This window comes from Rhodococcus sp. 320_ES, from assembly GCF_059691855.1.
The window spans coordinates 52,843-73,990 of the sequence record NZ_JCAWAG010000005.1 but is presented as its reverse complement, the minus strand read 5'-3'; the positions used below and the strand labels follow the sequence as shown (position 1 = coordinate 73,990).

Here is a 21,148-nt window from a genome sequence, read left to right as displayed (position 1 = left end):
TCGACTTCGGGTGTGGAGAAGTGGCTATTTCCGCGGCCCACGCACCCCGGATCGCTCTGCACACGCCCGATCGCCGGCGCCTCGAGCGAACCGGAGTGCCCCAACTCCGAGCACCTCCGATCGCCGGTGCCTGAACGGCCCGACGCCCCGGAGCAATAAGTACATATGTCCAGACAAACTCTTGACATCTCTTGTGATGTGGATTACACATTGATCGCACACCGAATCACGACTCCGAAGCACCGTTCGCGGGCCATACCCGACCGCGAGCCTCGAGAAAGCGACCAGATGACACTGAACAAGAATCGCCGCGCCCTGTCTGCGGCGATCGGCCTGGCACTCACCGCGACGGTCGTCGCCGGTTGCTCGAGCACCGGCGGCGCACAAGACACCGGGGGCGGAAGCGGCAACAACGCCGGCACCGCCGACACTCCCCGCGTGACGATCGCAATGGTCACCCACGAGGCGCCCGGCGACACGTTCTGGGACCTGATCCGCAAGGGCGCCGAGGCCGCGGCAGCCAAGGACAACATCGACCTCAAGTACTCCAACGACAACCAGGGTCCGCGTCAGGCCACACTGGTGCAGTCGGCCATCGACTCGAAGGTCGCGGGCATCGCCGTCACCATGGCGTTCCCCGATGCCATTGCGCCCGAGGTCAAGACGGCAACGGACGCCGGTATCCCGGTCACAGTCTTCAACTCCGGCAAGGACCAGGCGCTCGGCGCCGGTGCCATCAGCTACTTCGGCCAGGACGAGAACATCGCGGGCGAAAGCGCGGGACAGCGTCTGGCCAGCGAAGGCGCCAAGAAGGCGATCTGCGTCGTCCAGGAGCAGGGTTCGGTCGCCCTCGAGGCCCGCTGCGCCGGCGCGAAGCAGGGCTTCACCGGCGGCAGCATGGAGAACCTGAACGTCAACGGCACGGACCTCCCCTCGGTGCAGGCCACCATCAGCGCCAAGCTGCAGTCCGACCCGTCGATCGACACTGTCCTGACGCTCGGCGCACCCATCGCGCTCACCGCGGTGCAGTCGATTCAGTCGAACAACAGCAACGCCAAGGTGGTCACCTTCGACACCAACGCCGCACTCGTGGACGCCATCAAGGGTGGCGACGTGCAGTGGGCCATCGATCAGCAGCCCTACCTCCAGGGTTACCTGGCCGTCGATCAGCTGTGGCTCTACCTCAACAACAAGAACATCATCGGTGGTGGCCAGCCGGTTCTGACCGGACCGTCGTTCATCGACAAGAGCAACATCGATGCCATCGCGGAACTCGCGCAGGGCGGCACCCGCTGACCTGAGCAGTACACGACCTGAGCAGTACAAGACAACGGGCCCGGAGCGATGCTCCGGGCCCGTTGTCGTCGTACGGTGAACGCATGAGCGAGACACCAGTACGCAAGCGGAGATCCACGCTGCCGAGCACCCCGGAGTTCGGTACCTACATGTCGTCGAACTGGGACGACGCACCCGATCGGCGTCCGGACCGGCGCGAGGTGGCCGCGTACGCTGCTCGCCGCCGAGCCGCGGTCTCCGCACAGCACCCGGGCCTGTGGCTGGTCGTTCCCGCCGGCGACCTCGTCCAACGATCCAACGACACCGACTATCCCTTCCGCGCGCACTCCGGGTTCGCCCATCTCACCGGATGGGGATCGGACACCGTCCCTGGCTCGGTCCTAGTGCTCGAACCCGTGGAGAACGAGGAACATTCGGCCACGCTCTTCTTTCCGGCAGCACCGGGTCGGGACACCACGGAGTTCTTCACCGACGCGCGCACGGGAGAGTTCTGGACCGGCCCGCGGCCGTCGCTCGCACACGTCGAAGCGGAACTCGGACTGCGAACCCGCCCGCTGTCGGAACTGCCCGAGCTGCTGAATTCACTGGGCGACGACACCGCCGTCGTGGCCGAAGCGGACCCCGGTGTCAACGAGCACCTGTCTCGAACACCCTCTGCCGCAAGCACACTCGACGCCGATCTGTTCCGCACCCTGTCCGAGATCCGACTCGTCAAGGACGACTACGAAATCGAGCAGATGCGCCGCGCCGTCGCTGCCACCGCACGGGGTTTCGACGACATCGTCGCGGGTCTCCCCGTCAGCTCCGGTCACGTTCGCGGAGAACGCGTGGTGGAAGGCATCTTTCATTCGAGAGCGCGACTCGAGGGAAACGACGTGGGGTACGCCACGATCGCCGCGTCGGGCCATCACGCCACGGTGCTGCACTGGGAGAAGAACGACGGACCCGTCCTGGCGGGGGATCTTCTGCTGGTCGATGCCGGTGTCGAGATGGACAGCTACTACACCGCCGACATCACGCGAACCGTTCCGGTGGACGGGCGCTTCTCGCCGGTGCAGCGGCGGGTGTACGAGGCGGTTCTCGACGCCGCCGACGCCGCGTTCGCGGTGACGCGGCCCGGCGTCCGGTTTCTCGACGTCCACGAGGCAGCCATGGCGGTGATCGCGTCCAGGCTCGACGAGTGGGGTCTGCTCACGATGAGCGTCGAGGAGGCGCTCGAGCGCGACAATCAGCCGCACCGTCGGTACATGGTGCACGGCACCAGCCACCACCTCGGCCTCGACGTCCACGACTGCGCGCAGGCGCGGTTGGAGCTCTATCAGGAGGGCGTGCTGGAGGAGGGAATGATCTTCACGATCGAACCCGGCCTGTACTTCCAGTCGACCGATCTCACGGTGCCGGCGGAGTATCGGGGAATCGGGGTTCGCATCGAGGACGACATTCTCGTCACCGCGGACGGCGCGGAGAACTTGTCGGTTGCTCTGCCGCGGAGTGCTGACGACGTCGAGGCATGGGTGTCACGACTGACGTCGTAATTCATCGAACACATGTTCGAATTTCGGTGATACGCTGCTACGACAGGTCAGGGTCGAGCGCGGAGGTCACCGTCATGAGCACCACAGGGAACACCGACGAGCTGTCCGGTCTGATCAGCGAGCTGACCGACATCGACCGTCGCCGCGTCGAGATCGGCCTGCGGCTCGCCGAGCTCGAGTTCGAGTTCCGCAGAGCACGCGCGGACGCGGCCGAGCGGCGTGCCCGCGAGGCTTTTCTGCGCCGTTACCAGGGCCGAATACTCGAGCTGGCCGACGGCCTGCGGGAGTAGCGCTCACAGCGGCAGCGCGGTCTCCTTCAGTCCCTCGGCAGCGCCGACGCGGCGGAACCATTCGGTGCCGAACGCGGCAGCCAACTGCTCGTCGGGCATGTCGCGGAAGGGCCCGAAGTCACCGATCTGAGTGGCGTGAGCGTGCATCGCCGCACGCTTCGCCGGCATCGCCGACACCACGTTCACGGAGGTGGTGATCTCGGCTTCCGGCAATCCCATCTTCTCGATGTCGGGAGCGTTCGGGTTGTCCTCTTCCCAGGCCGGGTTCTGTTTCACCAACGCCCGCATGTGATCTCGGTTCACGGTGGACTCGTACACCTTCTCGACGCCTGCCATCTCCGCGGCGCGCAGACCGACCTCGTGCACCTTGATGTGGTCCGGGTGTCCGTAGCCGCCGTTGGCGTCGTAGATGGTCAGAACGTCGGCGTGCTCCTCGGTGAGAATGTCGGCGAGGCGCCGGGCCGCTGCGTCACGGTCGACGTTGGCAAACGCGTCCGGGTTCGCATTGTCGTCGGTGCCGGCCATGCCCGAGTCCGAGTACCCCAGCACGACGACGCGTTCGGCACCGAGAACTCGCGCGGATTCCTGCAGTTCGAGACCACGACGCTCGGCGAGCGACTGGCCCGGCTCGAGTATCCCGTCGGGGAATTCACCGAGCGCACCGTCCGTTGCCGTCACGAGAACCACGCGGTGACCGGCGTCGGCCGCCAGCCGCATCACTCCCCCGGTGTTGAACACCTCGTCGTCGGGATGTGCATGGAAACAAACCAGAACGCTCATCGTGCAGATGCTGCCATGCCGGGCCGACCAGCGACACTCGGCTACTGCGAGAGAAACGCGGCGATGCGCCTCCCGACGACATCGGGGCGGTCGAGTTGCAGGAAATGGCCGGCCGACGGCACCACGACGACGTCACTGCCGGCGGGCAACAAGCGGCTCATTCCGTCGGCGAAATCCGCCGAGATGCAGCCGTCGTCGGCGCCGTGAAGATACAGAATCGGCACCAACGGCGCTGTGTGCCAAGCCTTCTGGGCCTCTCGATATAGCGCAGGCACACGTGGCCGACGCAGTGCGCGGTAATAGCCGAGCACAGCGCTCACCCGTTCGCGCGATCCCACGGAGTCGAACACGTCGCGAATGTCCTCGGCCGCGTCGTAGCCGGGCGACCAGCGCGACCACAACACCGGCATCAGCCGCCGGAAAGCCCTCTCCGGCAGCACCGGCAGTTGGAAGAACGCAATGTAGGAGCTTCGCAGCACCTGCTCTCCCAGCAGCGCCACCGTGCCCACCCCTCGGCGCCCGCCCGCGGACAGGATCGCCGGTATCGGCGGAACCGACATCGACACCACCGTCGCGAACGGCGAATCGGCATACGCGGCAAGCCCGTTGGCGGTCACCGCACCCCAATCGTGACCGATCACCGCGGCCCGCTCGTCCCCGCCGAGGGCAGCGTGAAGACCGATCGCGTCGTGCATCAATGCTCCGACGTGATAACTCCCGTCGGCTGGAATCGACGACGGCGCATACCCTCTCGTGTACGGAGCCACCACTCGCCACCCCGCCGCCGCGAGCTCGGGACCGAGATGCCGCCACGTCCGGGCGGTGTCCGGGAAGCCGTGCAGGCACAGTGCGAGCGGCCCGTCCGCCGGTCCCCACGTCAGCGCTTCGATGGTGACGGACTCCAGTTCGACGGTCATACGTCCGGGAGGTGTCGTCACAGCATGTCCTGCAAGGAGTCGAGGAAACCGACCTGGGCGGGCAACATCTTTCGTCGTGCGACGTCGATCGTGAACCACTCGACGCGGTCGATCTCCGGAAACGACTGCATACGTCCCGAACCTCGGGGCCATTCCATCTCGAAGTCGTTGCTGACGGACGTCGCCGGGTCGACGTCACCTTCGACGGCGAAGGCCACCACGACCTTTCCGCTCTTCTGCGTCACCGATCCGAGGTCCAGGTGTGGTCCGGTGGGTACGTCGCTGCCCACCTCCTCCCGGAATTCGCGGCGGGCCGCATCCCACGGATCTTCGTCGGTGTACTCACCTTTGGGTACGGACCAGGAGCCGTCGTCCTTGCGTGCGAAGTACGGCCCCCCAGGATGGCCGAGCAGCACTTCGATGTCACCGGACACTCTGCGATACAACAGAATTCCTGCGCTGGTCTTCGATCGCGTCGCCATGGTCTCAGACTAGGCGGCGGCCGGGTCAGTGCCGACCGACCCGCGACCGTGTCTGCGCATCGAGGTGCCGAGTGCGTCCACCGCCGGCGACTTTCGCCTCGTACATCGCGAAGTCGGCGTCCTCCAGAACTTCTTCGGGTGTGCGCGGGTCGCCACCGGCGAACATCACCACACCGATGCTTGCTCCGAGCCGCACGTCCGATCCGTCCACCTCGGTCACGGCGGCAAGAGCAGCGTGCAGGCGATCGGCGAGCCGGTCGACGTCGACGCGGTCCACCCCACCGAGCAGCAGCGCGACGAACTCGTCCCCGCCCAGGCGGCCGACGAAGTCGACTCGACGGACGGCTCGGCGGAGACGATCCCCCACGGTCCGCAGGACCGAGTCTCCTGCTCGGTGCCCCAAAGTGTCGTTGACGGTCTTGAGACGGTCCAAGTCGATGAACAGCACGGCCGCCGGCGTCGTCGAGGGCATGGCCAGCGCCGAACCGATCGCCGACACCACGGCGGCGCGGTTGGGAAGACCGGTGAGAACGTCGTGGGTGGCCTGGAATTCGAGGCGACGCGTGGCGTCGCGCTCGGCGGTGATGTCGGAGAAGGACGTCACGAGCGACGAATGCTCGGGATCGTCCGGGTTGAGGAGGGAGCAGCTGCCCGCCAGCCACACCAGCAGTCCGTCGGCTCGTTCCACGCCGACGACGTAGCCGGGATTGGCGCGGCCGGTGCGCAGCGTCTGCATCACCGGATGATCGGACGAGTCCATCCGTTGCCCGTCGGCGTGGAACATCGGAAACTGGAAGTCGTCGTTGCACGTCGTGGACGTGGCGTTCACGAGGGGCACACCGAGGATTCGGCAGGCGGCGGGGTTCGCACTTTCCACCTGGCCGGTCCGCGAGACCACCAACACTCCCTCGTCGAGCGAGGTCACGACCGTGCGGAAATGTTGCTCCGCCCGGTGCAGAGCCGTCGAGTCGGTACAGATCAGCGCGTAGCCGTCGGCCATCGGAGCCGCCGACACGCGCACCACGCGGGTGGATCCGTCTGCGGTGCGGTGCACTTCGTGCGAGACACCGCCGCGCGACACCACCGACGCCGGGGAGAGCTCCGCACCGACCACATCCGAGATGGGTCGGCCGATCGCGTCGGCCGCGGACCGTTGGTAGATGGTTGCCGCGGCCGGGTTCCAGCTGGTCACGATCTCGTCGAAGGTGGTCGAGATGATCGCGTCGCTGACGTGCTCGACGAGGGCGGCCTGAAAGCGCAGCGTCGACTCGGCGGCCTTCTGCGCCGTGAGATCGCGGAAGACCACCTCGTAGGCGGCACGCCCCTCCCACACCGTGCGCACCGAGACGGCTTCGACCGTGAGCGTGCCGCCGTCGAGACGGCGCAGGACGGCTTCGGACGGGTCGGACGCATCTCCCTCGCTGCGGAGCGCGGCGATACGGGCGACGACGCCGCCGATCGACTCGGGGTCGATCAGATCGGCGATGGGCGTACCGACCAGATCGTCGCCCGACTGGGCGCCCATCCACCGGACAGCAGCCGGATTCGCGTAGACGACCTGGCCCGATTCGTGCACGCAGATCGCGTCGGGGCTGTGGTCGACGAGCCGACGATATCGCTCGTCGGCGCTCCGATCGTTCATCTCGCTCCCCGCTCCGGCACGTCTGTGGGCTCTCATCATGACCCACAAACCTGAGAGTCGGTTATCGGTTCGATTCACCGCTGCCGGATACGCGCCGATCGGGGTTAATCGAGAGTGTGGTCATCCAACCGGCGATGACCCTCTATCAGGAGGAATCGAATGCAATCACAGCAGATCGAGCGAGGAATGTCCGTCGCGGGACTCGGGGCCGTCACCGGATACGGGTGGGGTCGAGACGCGCTGTGGGGCGGACTCGTCAGCGGTAAGCCCGCAGCACAGCTCCACGGGGGATACGGCGCCGGGCGCAACGAGGAAGTGTGGCTCGCGAGGGTTCCGCACGGCGGGGACGAGCGGGACGGTAGTCGGTCGGGACGGGCCATGGCGGGCGCGGTTCGCGAGGCGCTCGGCGACGCTCGTGAGCGTGGGTGGAGACCGGGCCGCAAGGTGGGTCTGCTGCACGCGGTCGTCCTGTCGGAAGCAGACGAATGGTCGAGCTTTCTTCGGGAGGAGGACGGGCATCGGCGGGTGCGGGACTACCTCACCCTGATGCCGTCGACTGCCGTGTCGAAGTTGATGCGCGAGTTCGACTTTCACGGCCCGGCGATGAACATCTCGGCCATGTGCTCGTCCGGCAACGCCGGGTTGATCACCGCGAAGATGTGGCTGGACGCGGGCATCGTCGACGACGTCGTGTTCGTGTCGACGGACCTGTCGCTGACACCGGAGAACGTCGAGCATTTCACGGCGCTCGGTGTGAGCGTGGTCGACGCCGAACCGCTCGACGCGTGCCGACCGTTTCAGGAGGGGAGTCGCGGCTTTCCTGCCGGCGAGGCATCGGTGGCGTTCGTCCTGTCCCGAGACGTCGAGGTCCCCTATCTCGACGTTCTCGGCGGTGCGATGTCGCACGACGGCTTCCACGTGACCTCGGTCGATCCCGAGTTGACCTACGTCCGCCAGTGCGTGGTGGATGCTTTGAGCGATGCGGGTGTCACCGCGGACAGCATTCGGTACATCAACGCGCACGGTCCCGGGACGGCGCAATGCGACCGCGCCGAGGCGACGATCCTCGAGACGGTGTTCTCGTCCCGACCGGAGATCTATTCGGTCAAACCGTTGGTGGGCCACTGCCAGGGAGCAGCGGCATCGGTCGAGATCGCGTCGACCGCACTGGCGTTCGAGCACGGAGTCGTCCCGGCCCCGCCCACGGTGTCCGCCGGCCACCCCCGTCTCCTCGACGGGCCCACCGCACTCCAAGGCGGGCTGACGCTCAAATCGTCTCTGGGGATGGGAGGGCACAACTCGGCGGTCGTGTTGTCGCCGCCTGCGTGAGCACATGACGCCTGCGTCAGCACATGACACTCGCGTGAGCACATGACACTGGCGTGAGCACATGACACTGCGGTGTGGACCCGGATCGCCCGGGTCCACACCGACACACTTCGGCGCTGTCGATAATGGGCGTATGGAATTCGGTCTGCGGTCAGACTCCGACTGCCCGGCCGACATCGTCCGCATCGGCGACGGACACGGCGTCACGTCCGGTCGGCAGGTCCGCGTGATCACCAGTTCCTACGGGCCGATGCTTCTGACGGCGGCGGTGGATTCTGCGTTGACGGGCTCGCGATGCATCGCGATGTCCCCCGCTCGCGTCACCAGGCTGCATTCGAGGACGGCGACTGTCGACAACCGGTGCACCGCGGAGTCCATGACGGGCGACGACGCTCGCGCACAGCTCGAGATGATCGAGACCCTTCTCGACGATGGGCACCGACGATCACTGATCGCCATCGCGCCGCATGGGGGTGACATCGAACCGACGACGGACTCGCAGGCCGAGCGGCTGGCCACGAGAGCGGGCGACGCGTCCGCGTGGACGGCTCGAGCGTGGTCACCGACGGCGGCGTTCCTACGGTGGCACGTGCCGTCGACCCTGCTCAGTCCCGACAGCTTTCCGGTTCTGAAACCTTTGATGGACCGACGATTCGAGCGGGCCGTCGCCTTCCACGGCTGTTCGTTCGACGGAGTCGTCGTCGGAGGAACGATGCCGGCGGCGGTGAAAGAGGCTGTGGTGCAGGCGGTCACGGCCGTCGCGGAGCCCTTCGGTTTCCCGGTGGTTCTCGCCGAGCCCGCCGGCCGCTACAGCGGCCGCGACCCCCGCAATCTGGTGAACCGGTTGTGCGCCGGCGACGACGGTTCACTACAGCTCGAACAGGGCCTGCGGGTGCGGGCCCTACTGTGGCGCGAGATCGCCGACGCGGTGGCCACCGCCTTGGATAAGTTCGTGGCATGAACTCCCCCGCTCTCGGTGTCGTGTTCCGTCCGCAAAGTCCGCCCGAAGAACTGCAGCGCGTGGCCAGAGCCGCCGACAGCTCGCGCCTCGACCAGCTGTGGCTGTGGGAAGACTGCTTCCTCGAAGGCGGATTCACCACCGCCGCAACGGCTCTGGCGTGGACCGAGAGGATCGACGTCCACGTCGGCGTGTTTCCTGTCCCGCTCCGCAATGCAGCGGTGGCGGCCATGGAAGTGGCCACCCTGGCCCGAATGTTTCCCGGCAGATTCCACCCCGGCTTCGGACACGGAGTGCAGGACTGGATGGGACAGGTGGGCGCGCGCGTGGCGTCACCTCTCACGCTGCTCGACGAATACGTCGGCGCGGTGTCCGCGCTGCTCCGCGGGGAGAACGTCGACGTCCGCGGCAGGTACGTGCAGCTCGACTCCGTCATGCTCGACTGGCCGCCGTCCCACGTGCCGTCGATCGGAGTGGCCGCCACCGGGCCTCGCACCCTCGAAGCCACGGGCCGTATCGGCGACTGGACCGTGCTGACATCCGAGACCACGGTCGAGGGCGTCGCCGCTGCGCGTGCCGCGGTGCAGCGGGGACGCGACGCGGTGGGCCGCACGGATCCCGTCCACATCGTCGTCTACGTGAGCTGCGCTCGGGAAGCAGGCGGGGTCACCGCCGCCGGAACCGCCGAGGAGGTTGCCGCCGTCGTACGCGACTATGCGGCGGCCGGAGCGGATTCGGTTGTTCTCGAGCCGCGGGCGGACGAGCCGGATCCGGTGGGCTTCGTCGAATTCGTCGGCGGCGACGTGGCGTCGGCGCTCTGAGTCGACCCTCTGAACCGACTCAGTCCTGCTCTCGCGAGCACCACCACGTCGTGCGACCACCGACGGTGCCGCGTTTCATCGGCGCACCGCACCGTGGGCACGTCGCATCGGCCTTGCGGAACGGGATGATCTCACCGGTGTGTACGCCGCCGTGCTTGATCGCGGCCCGAATCGACTTGCGCAGTTGCCGTCTCAGCTCGTCGAGCTCGTCGGTGGTCAAGGTGTTCGCTCGGCGCGAGGGCGATTGCGAACTCTGCCACAGGACTTCGTCGGCGAGCAGATTGCCGACACCGGACAGCGCCGCCTGATCCAGCAGTCTCGCCTTCAGGGCGGTGGTGCTCTTGCCGATGCGCTCCCGGAACTCGTCGCGGTCTATCTCCGCGGCGTCCGGGCCGAGCGCGTCGATGTTCGGTTCGAGCCGCACGCGTCCGAGCCGACGCTTGTCGAACAACCTGAGTTGACCGCCGTCGTCGAAGGTCATGGCGAACCGAGTCCACTCCGGCTTGTCGGTATCGCGGACACCGACGTGCGGATCGCCACCGCCGTAGGAGGATTGCGACTCGCCCTCGGGTGCGGTGACGATGATCCGCCCACCCATCCCGAGGTGGATGCCGAGTGTCGGTCCCTCGGATCCGTCGGCCGTGACCGTGTCGCACCACATCGCCTTGCCTCGGCGGTTGGCCCGCACCAACTGTCCACCAACGAGGGCGTCGGCTATCTCACCCGGGCGGTGGGGTCGACACTCGTAGGTGTCGCGATCGTCGATCTCGGTGATGACGCGATGCAGACCCTTCTCGACGACCTGCCGTGCGTTCTCGACCTCGGGAAGTTCTGGCACCCTTCTTTTCTACACATCGTCCGTGCAAGGGGCGCGCACACGGGCTCCGGAGAACCCGTGCGCGCGCCACGTGAGCTTTACGGGGTGCATCCTGCGGGGGGCGCGGGCGGGGTGCATCCGGCAGGCGGTGCGGGGGGTGTCGAACCGTCAGCCGGCGGTGCAGGCGGAGCGGGCGGCGTCGAACCGTCAGCCGGCGGTGCAGGCGGCGTCGAGCCGTCCGACGGAGGCGCAGGCGGAGCGGGCGGCGTCGAGCCATCCGACGGAGGCGCAGGCGGAGCGGGCGGCGTCGAGCCATCCGAAGGCGGTGCCGGCGGTGTCGCGGGTCCTCCCCCGGCAGGTCCCCCTCCCGCGGGGCCTCGCGCGGCCGGCCCTCCTGCAGCCGGTCCTCCCGCGGGCGGGGCCGGGGGCGCGGGGCAATTCGCGTTCGGCGCAGCCGGCGCGTCACTGCTCGGCGCCTGACTCTGGGTGGTGCTGGGCGCGCTGCTGCCGCCACCACCGTCGGCGAGAGCGACGGCCGATCCGCCGCAGGCGATGCCCAGTGCGAGCACGCCTCCCCCGATCAGGACGCGAGTCCGGCGGGCTGTCGAAAGTCCGTTCATCTGTTCCTCCTCGTGATGTTCCGGCTCCGACTGGTGCGGAACCGACTCACCCGAGAATTGACAGGAAACCTGAAGCCGACCTGAAGAGCGCGTGGTCTTCAGAAACTCTTCAGCCGCGACCGCCATGATGGTGTCCGTGAGTCCACCCCGTCCGCGCGTTCTCGTCGTCGAGGACAACGAGTCCATTCGCGCTGCTGTCGCGGCGGACATCGGCGCGTCCGGAGCGCTGGTCCACGAGTGCGCGGACGGGCGCGAACTCGAGAAGGTACTGGAGTCGTTTCGCCCGGACCTGGTGATTCTCGACATCATGCTTCCCGGTCGCGACGGAATCGAGCTGATGAAGGTGGTCCGCGGCTCCAGCAGCGCCGGAGTCATTCTCCTGACCGCGCGTGACGCCGTCGAGGACCGCGTGCACGGGCTCGCAGCGGGGGCCGACGATTACGTGGTCAAGCCGTTCGCGATGGCCGAACTACTGGCGCGTGTCGATTCCGTCCTGCGACGGCTGGGCCGGGTTCCGAGTGCGGTGACGATCGGCGACATCGTGCTCGACACCAACTCCGGCGACGCGACTCGCGCCGGCCACGATCTGGAGTTGACCACCACCGAGTGGCGTCTGCTGTCCTACCTCGCCGCGCAACGAGGGCGAACGGTGAGCAAGACTCAAATCCTTACGCAGGTATGGGGTTACGACAACTACGACGCCAATCTTGTCGAGGTTCACGTGAGCGCACTGCGGCGCAAACTGGAGGCGCACGGTCCGCGGGTGGTGCACACCCGCCGCGGCATCGGATACGTGCTCACCGCATGAGCGAGCCGCCCGCCCTGCACACGGCGTCGCTGCGGAAGCGACTGATTCTCTCCGCGATGGCGGTGATGGCCGTCGTTCTCGTGGTGGTCGTGGTGGCAACGAGCGTTCTCCTCGAGGCGCAGCTTCGATCCTCGGCCACCAGCGGACTGGAGGGCCGGGCCAGGTCCGCACAGCAGATGCTCGATCGCGGTGCCGATCCGGCGGAGATCGCCTCTGCCGCAGCCGGACCCAACATCGCAGCACAACTGATCACGACAGACGGGAAGGTGTACGGCAACCTCTCACTCCGCCCGGCCGCCGATGCTCCGAAGCCGCCCGCTCCCCCGTCCGGTGGCCCCGGTGGACCGACCGGCGCGCCGACACCGCCGGAGCCGACACCTCCTGCCGCGGTGACGGAAACGCAGGTGTCGACGTCGACGCTGTCCGACGGGTCCGTCCTGACCGTGGCCGTCGACGCATCCGCCATTTCCGCCATTCGGAGCCAACTGCTGTTCATCCTCGTTCCCGTGGTGATCGCTGCGGCCGTCGTGGCCGCACTTCTGCTGTCGCTGGCCATCTCTCGCGGCCTGCGACCGCTGCGAGCGATGACGGCGATCGCTCGGTCGATCACCACCGGCAACCGGGGGCAGAGGTTGAAGCCGGACAACACCCGGACCGAGCTCGGCGAAACGGCAGCAGCTTTCGACGAGATGCTCGATGCACTCGAGGGGGCGGAGGCACGCGAACGTGACGGCGCCGCACGCACGCGCCGATTCTTCGACGACGCCGCGCACGATCTTCGCACCCCGGTCGCCGGGGTCGCGGCCGCCGCGGAGGCGTCGCTGCGCGCGGGACCCGAGGCGGACCCGCAGCTGCGGGAACGGTTGCAGCTGTTGATAGTTCGCGAGGCACGGCACGCGGCTCGCCTGATCGACGACCTGCTGGCTGCTGCGCGCGTCGAAACGGCCGCAGATCTGACGACGGCGCCCGTCGACCTGATGGAGCTGGTGCGGGCCGATGCCGACCGCGTGCGGTTGCTCTCCCCCGACACGGACGTGACCGTCGACGGGGTGTCGGTGGTGGCCGATGTCGACCGGGTGCGGATGGCTCAGGTTCTGGCCAACCTGACCGACAACGCTCAGCGCCACAACCCGCCAGGAACGACCATCACGATCACGGTCGAGGAGACGGGTCAGGACGCGCGAATCACTGTGCGGGACAGCGGTCGCGGGATCGCTCCGGAGGACCGCGAGCGCGTGTTCGACCGGATGGTCAGGCTCGACAGCGCACGGTCGTCACCGGATGGATCCGGGCTCGGTCTGGCCATAGCGCGCACCCTGGTGCGTCAACACGGAGGCGACATCGTCTGCGAGGGAAACGAACCCGAGCCCGGCTCGTCGTTCGTCATCACCCTGCCGCGTCGGTGAGGGCGCGGCCGCGGCCCTCCCGCTTGGCCCGGTAGAGCAACATGTCGGCGCGGTCGAAGCAGTCCCAGAAGCTTTCGCCGGGCCTCGTCGTGGAGTAGCCCGCGGAGAAGGTGACCCACCCGGGCATCGACGCGGCGGCCGCCCTCAACTCGTCCAGAACGGCCGCGGCCTCGGCGGCCTCGGACCGCGGAAGCGCGAGGACGAATTCCTCACCGCCCCAACGTGAACACAGTCCACGGTCACCGACCACCTCCGCCATGCGATGCGCGAACGCCACGATCATGTCGTCGCCGGCGTGGTGGCCGTGCTCGTCGTTGTAGGACTTGAAGTTGTCGAGATCGAGGACGGCGAGCGTCAGCGGTTGCCCCCGATCCACGGTGGACGCCAACAGGCGCAGACGATCACGCCACCCGCGCCGGTTCAGCAACCCGGTCAACGGGTCGGTGGAGGCCAGCATGTTCAGCTCGTCCTCGGCGAGACGCCTGCTGGTGGTGTCGTTGACGACGGCCATCGTCCATCGCTCACCGGACGGCCCGACGACGGCTTCGGCCGCGACCCACCCCCACCGCACCGATCCGTCCGGCCTGACGTAGCGCTTCTCGACGCGCAACTGCTCGCCCCGCGCCCGCGCATCGGCCATGAGGTTTTCCATGTCGGCGTGCTGAGCGCGATCGTCGGGGTGGGTGTAGCCGCGCGACGACTTGCCGAGCAGTTCGGCTTCGCTCCGCCCCAGCACCCTGCAGTAGGCATCGTTCATCGCCACCAGCAAACCGTCCTCGTCCGCGAGTGCGATCCCTACCGGGCTGCACTCGAAGAGAATTCGGAACCACCGTTCGTCGACACCCACGCGCCGACCTTACCGAGAACGCGCCGAGGTCAGACCGGACGCAGCAACGACCGACGGCGCGGAGGAACGTACTGGGGCTCCTTGTCGCGCAGCAGCTGGAGCGCGCGACGCAGTTCGAGGCGGGTGTCCTCGGGCTGGATCACGGCGTCGATGAAGCCGCGCTCGGCAGCCATGTACGGGGTGGCGATGAACTCGTTGTAGAAGTCGATGAACCCCTGTCGCACTTCGTGTCCACGGTCCCCCGCCGCTTCGATCTCGCGCTTCTTGAGCAGTGCGACGGCACCTTCGGCGCCCATCACCGCGATACGTGCGGTAGGCCACGCGAAGTTGATGTCGGCACCGAGGTTCTTCGAGCCCATCACTGCGTACCCGCCGCCGTAGGCCTTGCGGATCACCACGGTGACCTTCGGAACGGTGGCCTCGATGATCGCGGCGAGGAGCTTTGCGCCGCGGTAGATGACGCCGCCGCTCTCCTGCTCGAGTCCGGGCAGGTACCCGGGGATGTCGACGACCGAGATGATCGGGATGTTGTAGGCGTCGCAGATGAGGAGGAAGCGGGCCGCCTTCTCCGAGCTCTTGATGTCGAGCGCCCCGCTCAGGTACAGGGGCTGGTTGGCCATGACACCCACCGTGCGTCCGTCGACGCGCGAGAAGCCGGTGATGACGTTCGGTGCGTACTCCGAGCTGACTTCGTGGAACTCACCGTCGTCGAAGAGGCGAATCAGCACGTCGTGCATGTCGTAGGCAGCGTTGTCGGAGTCGGGAAGGAACGTGTTCAGTCCGCGGTCCGAGTCGGTGACCGCGGGCTCGATTCCCGGGTTCACCAGCGGTGTTTCCTCGTGGCAGTTGGTCGGGAGGTACCCGAGCAGTGTCCGCACCCACTCGAAGGCGTCGCTTTCCGTCTTGGCGACGTGGTGGACGGTTCCGTAGCTGGCCTGGGCACGGGCGCCGCCGAGATCGTCGATCGAGATCTTCTCGCCGGTGACGCTCTCGAGGATCTCCGGCCCGGTGACGAACATGTATGCCTGGTCCTCGACGGCGACGACGAAGTCCGTGCAGGCCGGCGAGTATGCGGCGCCGCCGGCGCACTTGCCGAGCATGATCGAGATCTGCGGCGCGAGACCGGAGATCATGGCCTGCCGCTTGCCGATCTCGGCGTAGAACGCCAGTGAGTTCACGGACTCCTGGACACGGGCGCCGCCCGAGTCGTTGATCCCGATCAGCGGGCATCCGATCTTCACCGCGAGCTCCATGATGGCGCACACCTTGCGGCCGAACATCTCACCGAGGCTGCCGCCGAACACGGTCTGATCGTGCGAGTAGACGACGACGGGGCGGCCTTCGACGGTTCCGCGTCCGGTGACGACACCGTCGCCGTAGGTGTGGTCCGGTCCTCCCACGGCTTTGACGAGGGCGCCGTACTCGACGAAGCTCCCGCGGTCGAGAATCATGTCGATTCGCTCGCGCGGTGTGGGCAAGCCGAGCGACTTGCGTTTGGCGATCGCCTTCGCACTGCCGGCGTTGTCGGCCAGGTCGAGTTTGTGTCGCAGTTCCGCGAGCTTGTCTGCCGTTGTCTTCACTGTGAACCCCTTTTATCGTTCCAGCAGCCCCCGCTCGCGGACGATACGGATGCCGAAACGGCTGTGAATTCTCACATCGGGGTCAGGGGCCCTCCGCGGCCCATTTCTCGAGGGTCGCGCGGTCGGGATACGAGCTCTGCGTGCCGATACGCAGAGTGGCGTAAGCCCCGACTTTCGCAGCGAAAGTTGCTGCGTCCCTGAGGTTTCGACCCTCGGCAACACACGACGCCAGGGCGCCGGTGAACGCGTCACCGGCGCCGGTGGTGTCGACCGGCGTCACCGACGGCGACGGCACAGTCGCGATGGAGGGGTCGCTGTCGGCGTTCAGAACGACCGCTCCCTGCGAGCCGCGCGTGACGACGGCGGTCCGAATGGAGAGCCCGACAAGGCGGTCCAACACGTTCTCCCAGTCATCTCCACCGGCACCCGCAGCACCGTCGGCCCCCTCGAGCAACAACTGCAGCTCGTGCTCGTTCAGAAGCACCACATCACCCGGTTCGAGCAGATCGCTCACGGCGTCGAACGGGGAGAGATTGACCAGAATGCGGGCCCCCGCGGCTCGCCCCCGTCGTGCGGCGTCGCGGACCACATCGATCGGCGCTTCGAGGCACAGGCACACCACGCGCACGCCGTCGAACGCGCTGCTGTACCGCTCGAGCGACTCGCGCGAGAGTCGGCCGTTCGCACCCGCACTCACGACGATGGTGTTCTCACCCTCCGCGTCGACGGTGATCACCGCCGTCCCGGTGGCGACGTCGGGGATGCGCTCCACCCGGGAGGTGTCCACGGACGCGGCGTCGAGCGAGGTCAGCAGCACGTCTGCGTGCGCGTCGTCCCCCACGGCCCCGATCATCGCCACTCGGCTGCCGAGTTTCGAGGCGGCAACCGCCTGATTGGCGCTCTTGCCGCCCGCGCCCACGATCAGATCGTCGCCGTGCACGGTCTCCCCCGCGCGGGGGAAGCGGTGGGTGCGCACGATCAGATCGGCGTTCAGGGAACCGACGATCAGGACGTCGAGACGTTCTTCGCTCACCACCATCACTCTATTGACGGCGTCAGAACAGTGCCGCGGTACGTCAACAACGCATCAAGACCGTCGAGATCCGCTCGTTCGCGCCGCACGCTGAACAGGTGAGCATCCTCGACGTCCTTCCGTCCCTCCGAGCCGCAGCGCCCACGCGGTTCGACCCCGATCTCTGGCCATCGACGACCGAGTGCCTGCACGGCGCTCGGTACGGTCACGCTCGCATCCGACGTGCGAGCCGGTGACGTGCTCGCCATGGTCGGCACCGGTGGAGCCGCCGTGCTCGGCCTACCCGACGTGGACCCGTGGCCGACGAGTGACGTCCTTCTCCGCTCGGCGTAGCACCTCGCGGGTGACGGGTGCGACCTCACCGGCTCCGATGAACAGGAACCGCAGCAGGTTGATCAGCGGGTTGCCCTCGGACCATTCGAAGTAGACGTTCGGGTTGATGCCGGTGTTGTCGCGGACGGCGAGCAGGATCGCGGCGATCGAGTTGGGCACCGCGGGGCTGTTCACCCAGAGCACGCGGTGCGGCCCGCGTTGACGCCCGTGCACCGAGAGATCCGTCGAGAAGTCCGACGAGTCCACCACGTTCACCTCGAGGAACAGGATGGGCGCCGAATCGGGCAGGTGACTGTCCGCTCGCTGCTGTCGCGCCTTGTCGTCGTATTCGTCGACGTCGAAGCGGTCGGCGTCGTGCGCCACGATTTCCACGGTTCCGAGCCGACACGTCTCGTCGATGAAACGCTGTGCGGTGGTATCGAATTCGATGGACGTCGCCCGTAGCTCGAACGCCCGGTTCACGCGCGAGAGGAAGGAGATGACCAGGATCGAGACGATGAAGAAGCCGGCCACCTTGACCCCGTCGGGGCGTTCGATGATGTTCGCGATGGTGGTGTAGACGAAGACCACCGCGATGGTCGCGAACATGTACTGCAGCGCTCGTTGGCGATGGCGCCTCGCCGACAACGTCACCGCCACGGACGCGGAGGTGATCAATACGAGAACACCGGTGGCGTAGGCGCCGCTCTGTTCGTCGACGCTGGCGCCGAAGTAGATCGTGACCGTCACGGCGATGACGGCGAACACCAGGACCAGCGGGCGGACGGCGCGGGCCCACTCGGGGGCCATGCCGTAGCGCGGAAGGTAGCGGGGCACCAGGTTGAGCAGACCAGCGAGGGCCGATGCGCCGGCGAACCAGAGAATGGCGATGGTGCTCAGGTCGTACACCGTGCCGAAGACTTCGCCGAGATGCTCGTGCGCGAGGTACGCGAGCGCTCTGCCGTTTGCCTGGCCGCCGGGCTGGAATTCTTCCTGCGGAATCAGGATCGTCGTGATCAGGGACGAGGTCAGCAGGAACCCGGACATGATGAGCGCGGCGGTCGCGAGCAGCCGGCGCGCACCGCGAATACGCCCGGTCGGTCGCGCATCGGTGTCGTCGGCATCGCCTCGGATCTGCGGCATCACGGCCACACCCGTCTCGAATCCGGACAGTCCGAGCGCCAGCTTCGGGAACACGATCAGGGCGATCGCGATCATCATGAGTGGGTTGCCGTGTTGGGTCGTCATGGCCGACGTCCAGTCGGTGATCTTCGACGGCGCGTCGGCGATCTCGACGAAACCGGCGACGACCACGACGAAATTGAGGGACAGGTAGATGGTGACCAGGGTGACCGCGATGCCGATGGCTTCGGTGAAGCCCTTCAGGAACACGGCGGTCAGCAACGCCAGGAACACCAGGGTGATGACGACCTGTTGATTGCTCAAACCTTCGGGCGCGAACGGGTTCTCGATGACGTGCGCGGATGCGTCCGCCGCCGACAGCGTGATCGTGATGAGAAAGTCGGTCGCCGCGAATCCGAGGAGAACCAGCACGAAGATCTTGCCGCCCCACTTGGGCAACAGACGTTCGAGCATCGCGATCGAGCCCTCACCGCGCGGTGACTCCCGCGCGACCCGCCGATAGACCGGCAGAGCACCGAACAGCGTCAACAGGATCAGAACCACCGTCGCCAGCGGCGCCAACGTCCCGGCGGCGAGTGCGGCGATGGCCGGCTGATAGCCGAGGGTCGAGAAGTAATCGACACCCGTCAGACACATGACTTTCCACCACGGATGGGTGTGTTCGACCTTGGTCGGTTTGCGGTGGGGTCCGAGGTGTCCGGACGGTTCCTCGGTTATGTCGGCGAGCAACCATCCGCCCAGGCGTGACTCCATCGGGTCAATCTATATTCAGTCCTATGAGCACCTCGGAGATTGCAACGGTATTGGCCTGGCACGACGCATTGAACGCTTCCGACGTCGACACCGTCCTCTCGCTCGCCAGCGCCGACATCGAGGTGGCCTCGGCCGACGGCGCTGCTCAGGGCCTTGCCGCGCTGCGTGACTGGGCAACCGATCCGGACGTCACCCTCACGCCGGGGCGGATGTACTACCGCGACGGCGTCGTCGTGGTCGAGGAGGCCGTGGACGGGTCCGCGGACGAAGCGGCCGCGTTTCGGGTCGTGCACGACCGGATCACCTCGATCTTCCGGCACACGGACGTCGACTCCGCGCTGTCGGCCACCGGCATGACGCCCGACGACGTGGTCGGTTGACCCGCGTGCAGATCGGCATCGACAGCTTCGTCTCCACCGTCGAGGATCACGTCACCGGTGAGACGATCGGACCGGCCACGCGGATCGCACATCTCCTCGAGGAAGTCGAGACGGCGGACCGATGCGGGGTGGACACGTTCGGGGTGGGAGAACATCACCGGCCGGACTTCTACGATTCCGCACCGGCCGTCATCCTGGCCGCGGCGGCTGCACGAACGTCTCGGATCCGGCTGACCAGCGCGGTCGCCGTCATCAGCGCCGACGACCCCGTCCGGGTCTTCCAGGACTACGCGACTCTCGATCTCATCTCGAACGGTCGAGCCGAACTGGTGGTGGGCCGAGGATCGTTCACCGAGGCGTTTCCGCTCTTCGGGCTCGATCTCGGCGACTACGACTCGCTCTTCTCGGAAAAGCTCGACCTGCTGCTGAAGATCCGAGACAACGTGTCGGTGACCTGGCGGGGTCGGCACAGACCCGCACTGACCGGCCAGGGCGTGTATCCGAGGCCGGTGCAGTCCCCACTGCCCGTGTGGGTCGGGGTGGGCGGCAGTCCTCAATCGTTCGTTCGTGCAGGCACGCTGGGTCTGCCGCTGATGGTGGCGATCATCGGCGGCGAACCGCGACGGTTCCGGCCCCTGATCGACCTGTATCGCGAAGCCGGACGGCGCGCGGGCTTCACGCCCGAACAACTTCCCGTCGGCATTCACTGCCCGGGTCTTGTCGGCGACAGCACCGAAGCGGCGGCCGACGACGTCTATCCCGGCTTCGAGAGACTGTTCGGACGAGTGGCCAGCGAGCGCGGCGGGCCGCCGGTGACCCGGCGCGGATTCGACGCGCAGCGTGGACCCACCGGGGCGTTCTTCGTGGGAGATCCGGCCACGGTGGCCGAGAAGATGACGACGGTCTCGCGGGACCTCGGCGGCCTGTCGCGCATCACGTTGCAGATGACGAACATGATGCTTCCGCACGCGAGCATGTTGCGCAGTATCGAACTGCTCGGCACCGAGGTCGCGCCGCTGGTGAGAAAGCAGACCTAGCAGTTCCAGAGCTGAGTCAGCAGCGCGATTTCACGCTCACGACACACACGATTACGCCGAGCAGACCACCGTGTGGACAGAGCCGCGAAGGCCACCTGTCCGAGGGCGACGAGCGCCCCGGCCGGGCAACACGACATCGCCGCCATCGCCTGAGCCTCGGCTTGAGCGTGGGCATGACGATTGTCCATATCGGGCACTGCGCTCACGAGACCTCCCACAGACGGGCGACAGTGTGTCGTGGGTCACGCTACAGCGAAGTGCGTCAGATCGGGTCGACCACCAGGAGAGTCGCCCAGTATGTGGACACATCGTGTCCAAGATACGGCATCAGGAAGTCGTACAGCAGGTAGGACATTCGATTG

The 21,148-nt window shown here is 67.1% G+C and carries 21 protein-coding genes; 11 read left to right on the top strand and 10 right to left on the bottom strand.

Annotation, left to right across the window (positions count from 1 at the left end):
• Positions 1 to 288 precede the first annotated feature (288 nt).
• From AC59JP_RS17980 to AC59JP_RS17970, 3 genes are all read left to right on the top strand, one after another.
• Positions 289 to 1,296, top strand: a complete 1,008-nt coding sequence (locus AC59JP_RS17980) for a substrate-binding domain-containing protein (protein ID WP_497327181.1) — start codon at positions 289 to 291, stop codon at positions 1,294 to 1,296.
• An 83-nt stretch (positions 1,297 to 1,379) separates the two neighbouring features.
• Positions 1,380 to 2,831, top strand: coding sequence for an aminopeptidase P family protein (locus tag AC59JP_RS17975; RefSeq protein WP_497327180.1), 1,452 nt, complete (start codon positions 1,380 to 1,382; stop codon positions 2,829 to 2,831).
• A gap of 74 nt (positions 2,832 to 2,905) precedes the next feature.
• On the top strand, positions 2,906 to 3,121 hold the full coding sequence (locus AC59JP_RS17970; RefSeq protein ID WP_497327179.1) for a hypothetical protein: 216 nt from the start codon (positions 2,906 to 2,908) through the stop codon (positions 3,119 to 3,121).
• A 3-nt stretch (positions 3,122 to 3,124) separates the two neighbouring features.
• Here AC59JP_RS17970 and AC59JP_RS17965 read toward each other — a convergent pair whose 3' ends face one another.
• From AC59JP_RS17965 to AC59JP_RS17950, 4 genes are read right to left on the bottom strand one after another with little or no spacing between them, the layout of a single operon-like run.
• Positions 3,125 to 3,901 (bottom strand): PIG-L family deacetylase, encoded by a 777-nt coding sequence (locus AC59JP_RS17965; protein ID WP_497327178.1) that lies wholly within the window; start codon positions 3,899 to 3,901, stop codon positions 3,125 to 3,127.
• Between the two features lie 41 nt (positions 3,902 to 3,942).
• Complete coding sequence (locus AC59JP_RS17960) at positions 3,943 to 4,818, bottom strand: alpha/beta fold hydrolase (protein WP_497327645.1); 876 nt, start codon at positions 4,816 to 4,818, stop codon at positions 3,943 to 3,945.
• A gap of 17 nt (positions 4,819 to 4,835) precedes the next feature.
• A complete protein-coding gene (locus AC59JP_RS17955) occupies positions 4,836 to 5,300 on the bottom strand; it encodes an NUDIX hydrolase (protein ID WP_497327177.1) in 465 nt (154 codons plus the stop codon).
• Between the two features lie 25 nt (positions 5,301 to 5,325).
• Entirely contained in the window at positions 5,326 to 6,942 is a 1,617-nt protein-coding gene (locus AC59JP_RS17950) for a sensor domain-containing protein (RefSeq protein ID WP_497327176.1), read from the bottom strand.
• Between the two features lie 159 nt (positions 6,943 to 7,101).
• On the opposite strand from AC59JP_RS17950, the gene AC59JP_RS17945 reads away from it, so the two are divergent.
• From AC59JP_RS17945 to AC59JP_RS17935, 3 genes are all read left to right on the top strand, one after another.
• A complete protein-coding gene (locus AC59JP_RS17945) occupies positions 7,102 to 8,271 on the top strand; it encodes a beta-ketoacyl synthase N-terminal-like domain-containing protein (RefSeq protein ID WP_497327175.1) in 1,170 nt (389 codons plus the stop codon).
• 133 nt (positions 8,272 to 8,404) lie between these two features.
• On the top strand, positions 8,405 to 9,232 hold the full coding sequence (locus AC59JP_RS17940; protein ID WP_497327174.1) for a poly-gamma-glutamate hydrolase family protein: 828 nt from the start codon (positions 8,405 to 8,407) through the stop codon (positions 9,230 to 9,232).
• Positions 9,229 to 10,050: an LLM class flavin-dependent oxidoreductase gene (locus AC59JP_RS17935; protein ID WP_497327173.1), complete on the top strand. Its 822-nt coding sequence runs from the start codon at positions 9,229 to 9,231 to the stop codon at positions 10,048 to 10,050. Before AC59JP_RS17940 ends, AC59JP_RS17935 begins: the two co-directional genes overlap by 4 nt.
• 19 nt (positions 10,051 to 10,069) lie before the next feature.
• Here AC59JP_RS17935 and AC59JP_RS17930 read toward each other — a convergent pair whose 3' ends face one another.
• Positions 10,070 to 10,888 (bottom strand): Fpg/Nei family DNA glycosylase, encoded by an 819-nt coding sequence (locus AC59JP_RS17930; RefSeq protein WP_497327172.1) that lies wholly within the window; start codon positions 10,886 to 10,888, stop codon positions 10,070 to 10,072.
• A gap of 57 nt (positions 10,889 to 10,945) precedes the next feature.
• Here AC59JP_RS17930 and AC59JP_RS17925 point away from each other — a divergent pair, with 57 nt between their 5' ends.
• The 3 genes from AC59JP_RS17925 to AC59JP_RS17915 all read left to right on the top strand — a co-directional run bounded on the left by AC59JP_RS17925 (position 10,946) and on the right by AC59JP_RS17915 (position 13,701).
• Positions 10,946 to 11,347: a hypothetical protein gene (locus tag AC59JP_RS17925; protein WP_497327171.1), complete on the top strand. Its 402-nt coding sequence runs from the start codon at positions 10,946 to 10,948 to the stop codon at positions 11,345 to 11,347.
• Positions 11,348 to 11,623: 276 nt separating this feature from the next.
• Positions 11,624 to 12,295, top strand: coding sequence for a response regulator transcription factor (locus AC59JP_RS17920; protein WP_497327170.1), 672 nt, complete (start codon positions 11,624 to 11,626; stop codon positions 12,293 to 12,295).
• Positions 12,292 to 13,701, top strand: a complete 1,410-nt coding sequence (locus AC59JP_RS17915; RefSeq protein ID WP_497327169.1) for a HAMP domain-containing sensor histidine kinase — start codon at positions 12,292 to 12,294, stop codon at positions 13,699 to 13,701. Before AC59JP_RS17920 ends, AC59JP_RS17915 begins: the two co-directional genes overlap by 4 nt.
• Here AC59JP_RS17915 and AC59JP_RS17910 read toward each other — a convergent pair.
• The 4 genes from AC59JP_RS17910 to AC59JP_RS17895 form a co-directional block, all read right to left on the bottom strand.
• Positions 13,682 to 14,548: a sensor domain-containing diguanylate cyclase gene (locus AC59JP_RS17910; RefSeq protein WP_497327168.1), complete on the bottom strand. Its 867-nt coding sequence runs from the start codon at positions 14,546 to 14,548 to the stop codon at positions 13,682 to 13,684. The genes AC59JP_RS17915 and AC59JP_RS17910 overlap by 20 nt on opposite strands.
• Positions 14,549 to 14,577: 29 nt before the next feature.
• Positions 14,578 to 16,128, bottom strand: a complete 1,551-nt coding sequence (locus AC59JP_RS17905; RefSeq protein ID WP_497327167.1) for an acyl-CoA carboxylase subunit beta — start codon at positions 16,126 to 16,128, stop codon at positions 14,578 to 14,580.
• An 82-nt stretch (positions 16,129 to 16,210) separates the two neighbouring features.
• Positions 16,211 to 17,161 (bottom strand): ribokinase, encoded by a 951-nt coding sequence (locus AC59JP_RS17900; RefSeq protein ID WP_497327166.1) that lies wholly within the window; start codon positions 17,159 to 17,161, stop codon positions 16,211 to 16,213.
• A gap of 279 nt (positions 17,162 to 17,440) precedes the next feature.
• On the bottom strand, positions 17,441 to 19,369 hold the full coding sequence (locus AC59JP_RS17895) for an APC family permease (RefSeq protein ID WP_497327165.1): 1,929 nt from the start codon (positions 19,367 to 19,369) through the stop codon (positions 17,441 to 17,443).
• 23 nt (positions 19,370 to 19,392) lie between these two features.
• On the opposite strand from AC59JP_RS17895, the gene AC59JP_RS17890 reads away from it, so the two are divergent.
• A complete protein-coding gene (locus AC59JP_RS17890; RefSeq protein WP_497327164.1) occupies positions 19,393 to 19,749 on the top strand; it encodes a nuclear transport factor 2 family protein in 357 nt (118 codons plus the stop codon).
• 5 nt (positions 19,750 to 19,754) lie between these two features.
• Positions 19,755 to 20,786, top strand: a complete 1,032-nt coding sequence (locus AC59JP_RS17885; RefSeq protein WP_497327644.1) for an LLM class flavin-dependent oxidoreductase — start codon at positions 19,755 to 19,757, stop codon at positions 20,784 to 20,786.
• Here the strand turns inward: AC59JP_RS17885 and AC59JP_RS17880 are convergent.
• Positions 20,783 to 20,992 (bottom strand): hypothetical protein, encoded by a 210-nt coding sequence (locus AC59JP_RS17880; protein WP_497327163.1) that lies wholly within the window; start codon positions 20,990 to 20,992, stop codon positions 20,783 to 20,785. The two genes, AC59JP_RS17885 and AC59JP_RS17880, sit on opposite strands and share 4 nt — an antisense overlap.
• Positions 20,993 to 21,148: the final 156 nt, after the last annotated feature.